This window comes from Escherichia albertii NBRC 107761 = DSM 17582, from assembly GCF_000759775.1.
In the GTDB taxonomy this organism is placed as follows: domain Bacteria; phylum Pseudomonadota; class Gammaproteobacteria; order Enterobacterales; family Enterobacteriaceae; genus Escherichia; species Escherichia albertii.
On record NZ_BBMY01000171.1, the window covers coordinates 1 to 7,409 of the forward strand.

A 7,409-nucleotide genomic window follows, 5' to 3' on the forward strand; every position below is an offset into this window, starting at 1 on the left:
CTGAAATGGTCGGAGTAAACCGCCACCTGTGCGTAGATGCCGTCCGGCAAGGCATCGACCTCAGCATTGGGTTCAAGGTCAATTAGCGCGAGTACGCCGTCGGTTCCTGGCGTAACGGTCAGCGATTGCAGTACGCCCTGAGCCTGATACGAGCCGCCCGGCACGACAGGTAAAATGCGGGTCAGTTTCCCCCGAAAGACCTGCCCCGGCAACGCATTAAAGACGACTTCCGCTTCATCGCCGGCTTCCAGACGTAGCAGCGAATTTTGCCGGAACTGGGCGACAATTTGCCGCTTCTGCTCAGGAATAAACACCATCACCGGACGTAACGGCAAAGCCGCTGCGTAGGTGCCGGGGCGAATCAAGACCTGAGTGACATATCCATTACTTGGCGCCCGCACGATGGTTTGCGCCAGGTTATATTCCGCCTCCGTCAGTTGTGCTCGCAGGCTGACAATTTGTGACTGCTCACCGTTGACCATACTGTCTAACTGACTTTGAATTTGCGCTTGCTCCGCTATCGAACCTTTTACCAGCGCATCCTGCGCGAGAAAATTTTGCCGGGCATCATCGATATCACGTTCTGAAAATGGATTAACGGCGGCCTGGCTGCCTTTCAGGTAGCGCTGATAGTTTTTAAACAGACGATCGCGCTCTGCCGAGACCTGAGTTGTATTAGCCTGCGCTTCGGCTAACTGTGCTCTCAGCGTTTTAACGTTATGCGTTGCCGTCATCAGATCGGCCTGTAACCGCGCCACGCGCGCCTGATAACGCACTGGATCGAGTTTAAAAAGCACCTCGCCTTTTTGAATAAGCTGATTATTTTTGTCCGTTACTTCGCTGACGATCCCCGTCACCTGTGGGGTAATGGGAATAGACACCACCGCCTTCTGCGCCGTAAACGTGTAAGGATGGTTGTAGTTCATCAATAGAATCAAACCGCTCACCAAAAACACGCCACCGAGCGCCGCCGTCGCCAGCGTCCATTGATTTACGGGAATACGGAAGATTTTAAATACCGCCCACGCCAGCGCCACGTAAGTTAAGACAATCAACAGATCCATGATTAAATCTCCGGGAACGTGGAATAGTCAGTTTTTTTCTCAGCGGCAAGCTGGTGCTCCAGCCGGGAAATGCGATCAGAAAGCGCGGCAATTTCCGCGTCAGTCGTTTTCTTTTGCGGCGTAACATGCGACTGCATACCCCAGCCGCGTTCCGGTTGGTAAAGCGTGGCCCAGATCCACAGAAACGGCCAGATAATATGTAGCGTAAACAGACTGACCCACCCTGCGGTATGAATCGCGTCGGCATGAGGATGGTTGCGCTTTTTGGCAATCAGATAGGGAATGTCATGTATCGCGATGATTCCATAAAAAATCACCAGAAAGACAAAAATCAGCACTCCCAACGCGAAATAGTTTAGAAACATAGCTGCCTCGAATTCACGCTTATCAGAGTTGTTATGGGCTGGCAGCCGGATGGGAATCAGGCTGATTATTTGACAATAATCCGGGTTTGCAAATCCCGCCATCACACCGATGGATAAATTTAGAAAGCGACAGGTTGCTCAATTACACAACAGTCTTAAGGCAAAGCCAGAATATGCTGTAGATCACACCAGGATAATTCCACGCAAAAATATTTCGTGATTTAAGTCACAAAAATTCAACAAACCATCAAAACAAAAATGTGACAACAATCACATTTAAATGCCGTTTTTAGCGAAATCTATGCTCTTGTTGTTTTTTTACACTGAGTTTTTGTGACATACATCACGTCAATTACCTCTCTACCCCCTATATTTATGTGATCAATATCACATAAAAAATCGACGACTGGACAGTTAACCGATTCAGTGCCAGATTTCGCAATATCTACAAGGTCCGGCTACCTCTGCCGCCACATTAACAAAAAACCTCGGGCTTCCAGCCTGCGCGACAGCAAACATAAGAAGGGGTGTTTTTATGTCATCCGATATTAAGATCAAAGTGCAAAGCTTTGGTCGTTTCCTCAGCAACATGGTGATGCCAAATATCGGCGCGTTTATCGCGTGGGGTATCATCACCGCGTTATTTATTCCAACAGGATGGTTACCGAACGAAACGCTGGCGAAGCTGGTCGGGCCAATGATCACCTATCTCCTGCCGCTGCTGATCGGTTTTACCGGCGGTCGTCTGGTTGGCGGCGATCGTGGCGGTGTCGTGGGCGCCATCACTACGATGGGCGTTATCGTCGGTGCTGATATGCCGATGTTCCTCGGTGCGATGATTGCAGGCCCGTTGGGCGGTTGGTGCATTAAGCATTTTGACCGCTGGGTAGACGGTAAGATCAAATCCGGTTTCGAAATGCTGGTGAGCAACTTCTCCGCTGGCATTATCGGGATGATCCTCGCCATTCTGGCATTCCTCGGCATCGGTCCGATTGTTGAAGCCCTGTCCAAAATGCTGGCGGCTGGCGTTAACTTCATGGTTGTCCATGACATGCTGCCGCTGGCGTCTATCTTTGTTGAACCGGCGAAAATCCTGTTCCTTAACAACGCCATTAACCACGGTATCTTCTCGCCGCTGGGTATTCAGCAGTCCCATGAACTGGGCAAATCCATCTTCTTCCTGATTGAAGCTAACCCAGGTCCGGGTATGGGCGTTCTGCTGGCGTACATGTTCTTTGGTCGTGGTAGCGCTAAACAGTCTGCGGGCGGTGCGGCAATCATCCACTTCCTGGGCGGTATCCACGAAATTTACTTCCCGTATGTGCTGATGAATCCGCGTCTGATTCTGGCCGTTATCCTCGGCGGTATGACTGGCGTGTTCACGCTGACTATCCTTGGCGGTGGTCTGGTTTCTCCGGCCTCTCCGGGTTCTATCCTTGCTGTGCTGGCGATGACGCCGAAAGGGGCTTACTTCGCTAACATCGCAGGTGTATGTGCGGCGATGGCGGTTTCTTTCGTTGTCTCTGCCATTCTGCTGAAAACCAGCAAAGTGAAAGAAGATGAGGATATTGAAGCGGCTGCACGTCGCGTTCAGGAAATGAAAGCAGAGTCTAAAGGTGCTTCCCCGCTGGCTGCTGGCGATGTAACCAACGACCTGAGTCATGTACGTAAAATCATCGTGGCCTGTGACGCCGGTATGGGGTCCAGTGCAATGGGCGCAGGCGTACTGCGTAAGAAAATTCAGGATGCGGGTCTATCGCAGATTTCTGTTACCAACAGCGCGATTAACAACCTGCCGTCGGATGTGGATCTGGTCATCACTCACCGTGATCTGACCGAACGCGCTATGCGCCAGGTTCCACAGGCACAGCATATTTCGCTGACCAACTTCCTCGACAGCGGTCTGTACACCAGCCTGACTGAACGTCTGGTTGCTGCCCAGCGCCACACCGAAAACGAAGAGAAAGTAAAAGATAGCCTGAAAGATAGCTTCGACGATTCCAGTACAAATCTGTTCAAACTCGGCGCGGAGAACATCTTCCTCGGTCGCAAAGCGGCAACCAAAGAAGAGGCGATTCGTTTTGCAGGCGAGCAACTGGTGAAAGGCGGTTACGTTGAGCCAGAATATGTGCAGGCGATGCTGGATCGTGAAAAACTGACCCCGACCTATCTGGGTGAGTCTATCGCAGTACCGCACGGCACGGTTGAAGCGAAAGATCGCGTACTGAAAACGGGCGTGGTGTTCTGCCAGTACCCGGAAGGCGTACGCTTTGGCGAAGAAGAAGATGACATTGCCCGTCTGATCATTGGTATTGCTGCCCGTAACAACGAGCACATTCAGGTGATCACCAGCCTGACCAACGCACTGGATGATGAATCCGTCATCGAGCGTCTGGCGCACACCACCAGCGTGGATGAAGTGCTGGAATTGCTGGCGGGTCGTAAGTAATCCCTGTCCCACCTTCTCTACATGGAGGAGGTGGGGCTAATTGCCTGATGCGCTTTACTTATCAGGCCTACAGGACGGTGCCAAACACGTAGGTCGGATAAGGCGTTTACGCCGCATCCGGCAAAAAGTCCCTCTCCTCATGGAGAGGGTTTGGGTGAGGGAAAAGCCTCACCCCAGCCCTCTTGGGTAAAAACATTGATGAAGGTTAATACTATGAAAGCATTACATTTTGGCGCAGGTAATATCGGTCGTGGTTTTATCGGTAAACTGCTGGCGGACGCAGGTATCCAACTGACGTTTGCCGATGTCAATCAGGTGGTACTTGATGCCCTGAATGCCCGTCATAGCTATCAGGTTCACGTGGTTGGCGAAACCGAGCAAGTGGATACCGTCTCCGGTGTAAATGCCGTCAGCAGCATCGGCGACGACGTAGTGGATTTAATCGCTCAGGTTGATTTAGTCACCACCGCAGTCGGCCCGGTCGTGCTGGAACGTATTGCTCCGGCAATCGCTAAAGGGCTGGTGAAACGTAAAGAGCAAGGTAATGAATCCCCGCTGAACATCATCGCCTGTGAAAACATGGTGCGCGGTACCACGCAACTGAAAGGCCATGTGATGAACGCTCTGCCGGAAGACGCTAAAGCGTGGGTCGAAGCGCACGTTGGCTTTGTTGATTCCGCCGTTGACCGCATCGTGCCGCCTTCCGCGTCTGCAACTAACGATCCGCTGGAAGTAACGGTAGAAACCTTCAGCGAATGGATTGTCGATAAAACCCAATTCAAAGGCGCGCTGCCGAACATCCCTGGCATGGAGCTAACCGATAACCTGATGGCCTTTGTCGAGCGTAAACTCTTCACCCTAAACACCGGCCATGCTATAACCGCGTACCTCGGGAAATTGGCCGGTCACCAGACCATTCGTGACGCGATCCTCGACGAGAAAATCCGCACGGTGGTAAAAGGCGCGATGGAAGAAAGCGGTGCGGTTCTGATTAAACGCTATGGTTTTGACGCTGACAAACACGCGGCATATATCCAGAAAATCCTCGGCCGTTTTGAAAATCCATACCTGAAAGATGATGTGGAGCGCGTAGGCCGTCAGCCGCTGCGTAAACTGAGCGCGGGCGACCGTCTGGTAAAACCGCTGCTGGGTACGCTGGAATACGGCCTGCCGCATAAAAACCTGATTCAGGGCATTGCCGCAGCAATGCATTTCCGCAGTGAAGATGATCCGCAGGCACAAGAGCTGGCGGCACTGATTGCCGATAAAGGTCCGCAGGCTGCGCTGGCGCACATTTCCGGGCTTGATGCCAACAGCGAGGTTGTCACCGAAGCCGTAACCGCTTATAACGCAATGCAATAATGGTGGACCTGGCGCAGGAATCCCTGCGCCCGAATAACAAATTGTCAGATATGCAGGCAACAATGGAACAAACCCAGGCCTTTGAAAACCGTGTGCTTGAGCGTCTGAATGCTGGCAAAACCGTGCGAAGCTTTCTGATCACCGCCGTCGATCTCCTGACCGAGGCGGTAAATCTTCTGGTGCTTCAGGTATTCCGCAAAGACGATTACGCGGTGAAGTATGCTGTAGAACCGTTACTCGACGGCGATGGTCCGCTGGGCGATCTTTCCGTACGTTTAAAACTGATTTATGGGCTTGGCGTAATTAGCCGCCATGAATACGAAGATGCGGAATTGTTGATGGCGCTGCGGGAAGAGCTGAATCACGACGGCAACGAATATGCCTTTACGGATGATGAAATTCTTGGGCCATTTGGCGAGCTGCACTGCGTGGCGGCGATCCCTCCGCCGCCACAATTTGAACCAACCGACTCCAGTTTGTATGCAATGCAAATTCAGCGTTACCAACAGGCTGTGCGTTCAACAATGGTCCTTTCACTGACAGAGCTGATTTCCAAAATCAGCTTAAAAAAAGCCTTTCAAAAGTAAGCGATTACCGCTTACTGCTCCTCAACCTGCTTCGGCCGATAAAGCTGGCGATAATATTCCAGTCGTTTGAGATACAACGGCACGCTATCCGGGGGGATATCGGACGGAATCGCATTACGGGGGGGAAATTTTTTCAGATACTCCCGAAACGCCTGGCTTGAGGCCATAAAATCTACGGCTTTATCGATAAGAAGCGGAACGTTTTCACCTATTTTGCCCATGATGATATCTCCGTATTACCCCGCGCCGGGAATGCGCGGCCGCCAATTTTAGTGTAGGCTCCCGATAAAGATGAGATTAAGGAAAACGTGCTTAATCCTCAATGATTACCTTTTGATGAAGGCTATCTTTATTCTTCAAATTTCTTACTCAATCAAGCAATTACACGCTTTTCAATAATGTTAACAATGTCAAAATACAACTATTGCATTGCCATCAGTTGTGAACGAACCGTCTGGTCGCGCATACTACGATCTAATAATTTATCTCTATCAGAAGTTATCTCATGAAAGAAGTCGAAAAAAACGAAATCAAACGTCTTAGCGATCGCCTGGACGCCATCCGTCACCAACAGGCCGATCTGTCGCTGGTTGAAGCCGCAGACAAATACGCTGAACTGGAGAAAGAAAAAGCGACGCTGGAAGCAGAAATTGCTCGTTTGCGCGAAGTTCACAGCCAAAAACTCAGCAAAGAAGCACAAAAGCTGATGAAGATGCCGTTCCAACGCGCGATTACCAAAAAAGAGCAGGCCGATATGGGCAAGCTGAAGAAGAGCGTTCGCGGACTGGTGGTGGTTCACCCGATGACTGCGCTGGGCCGTGAAATGGGCCTGAACGAGATGACTGGATTTTCAAAAACCGCGTTCTAAGCTATCTATCGCCCGTAGTCCCCGTTTTTGCCTGCGTTCGCGGGCATACGGGGTTCCCACCATCAATGCCGCAATGAAATCATTGAGCACAATTCTGAAAAATCACTCCACAAAATAATATTCACTTATTAGCGTTGATAATAATTAACGCGGTCACATTCCTCAAACCATTCTGAAAAACGATAGTTTTTTGTCAAAAAACATAACTTCACATCAAATACATCATTTATATGAATATATCTTTATCGCTATACACTTGTTTACTGTTTTCACGTTTGACTTTTATTGCCATTAATCTTTAAAATTCGCGTTTTAATATCATTCGCCACAAACTGAAACAAATTAATATTTAAGTATACATTTATAACGTGAATACATCTGGCGACATTATCAAGTATTTATATTTACCGTGAATAAAAACGCCGGTAACACGTAAGTTAATAAACAGGGATCTCCCTCGTTTAACAGCCTGGTTTGAGGGATGGCAAGGACATACTTATATGAATATTAAAAACATATTATTACGCGGACTCATTGTTTCACTGCTTAGCTCGTTAACAGGTTGCGACTATATTGAAAAAATCAAAATCATTGATGAGCTAACAAAACAACAAGAACAGCAAAATGAGAAAATAGCTCTCCTTGAAAAACAACAAGTTAACATCATAAACAGTACAAAAATGCTTGCTGCCGTCATCAAGAGCATTAAAGGTG

Annotated in this window: 7 protein-coding genes and 1 pseudogene; 5 read left to right on the forward strand and 3 right to left on the reverse strand. The window is 49.5% G+C overall.

The genetic code is table 11. The features are described 5' to 3' along the window. Together EA14781_RS21035 and EA14781_RS21040 are read right to left on the reverse strand one after the other, a co-directional pair. A partial coding sequence (locus EA14781_RS21035; protein WP_042336200.1) for an HlyD family secretion protein occupies positions 1-1,064 on the reverse strand: 1,064 nt, incomplete at its 3' end. A 2-nt stretch (positions 1,065-1,066) separates the two neighbouring features. Further along, positions 1,067-1,429 carry a DUF3302 domain-containing protein gene (locus EA14781_RS21040; RefSeq protein ID WP_002460297.1) on the reverse strand — a complete coding sequence of 121 codons (363 nt, stop codon included), beginning with the start codon at positions 1,427-1,429 and terminating at the stop codon, positions 1,067-1,069. Positions 1,430-1,964: 535 nt separating this feature from the next. Here EA14781_RS21040 and mtlA point away from each other — a divergent pair. The 3 genes from mtlA (at position 1,965) to mtlR (ending at position 5,827) form a co-directional block, all read left to right on the forward strand. Further along, positions 1,965-3,878: a PTS mannitol transporter subunit IICBA gene (gene mtlA / locus EA14781_RS21045; protein WP_000093237.1), complete on the forward strand. Its 1,914-nt coding sequence runs from the start codon at positions 1,965-1,967 to the stop codon at positions 3,876-3,878. 213 nt (positions 3,879-4,091) lie between these two features. Then, entirely contained in the window at positions 4,092-5,240 is a 1,149-nt protein-coding gene (mtlD, locus tag EA14781_RS21050; RefSeq protein ID WP_002460300.1) for a mannitol-1-phosphate 5-dehydrogenase, read from the forward strand. Continuing rightward, the gene (mtlR, locus tag EA14781_RS21055; protein ID WP_000227974.1) at positions 5,240-5,827 is read left to right on the forward strand and encodes a mannitol operon repressor MtlR; all 588 of its coding nucleotides are present in this window, start codon (positions 5,240-5,242) and stop codon (positions 5,825-5,827) included. Before mtlD ends, mtlR begins: the two co-directional genes overlap by 1 nt. Before the next feature lie 11 nt (positions 5,828-5,838). Here the strand turns inward: mtlR and yibT are convergent, their stop codons facing one another. After that, positions 5,839-6,048, reverse strand: a complete 210-nt coding sequence (gene yibT, locus EA14781_RS21060; RefSeq protein WP_000516028.1) for a protein YibT — start codon at positions 6,046-6,048, stop codon at positions 5,839-5,841. Positions 6,049-6,332: 284 nt separating this feature from the next. Here yibT and EA14781_RS21065 point away from each other — a divergent pair, with 284 nt between their 5' ends. Both EA14781_RS21065 and EA14781_RS21070 read left to right on the forward strand, forming a co-directional pair. Next, positions 6,333-6,695, forward strand: coding sequence for a YibL family ribosome-associated protein (locus EA14781_RS21065; protein WP_000665678.1), 363 nt, complete (start codon positions 6,333-6,335; stop codon positions 6,693-6,695). Positions 6,696-7,195: 500 nt separating this feature from the next. Then, positions 7,196-7,409 (forward strand): annotated as a pseudogene (locus EA14781_RS21070) (hypothetical protein); the annotation flags it as partial.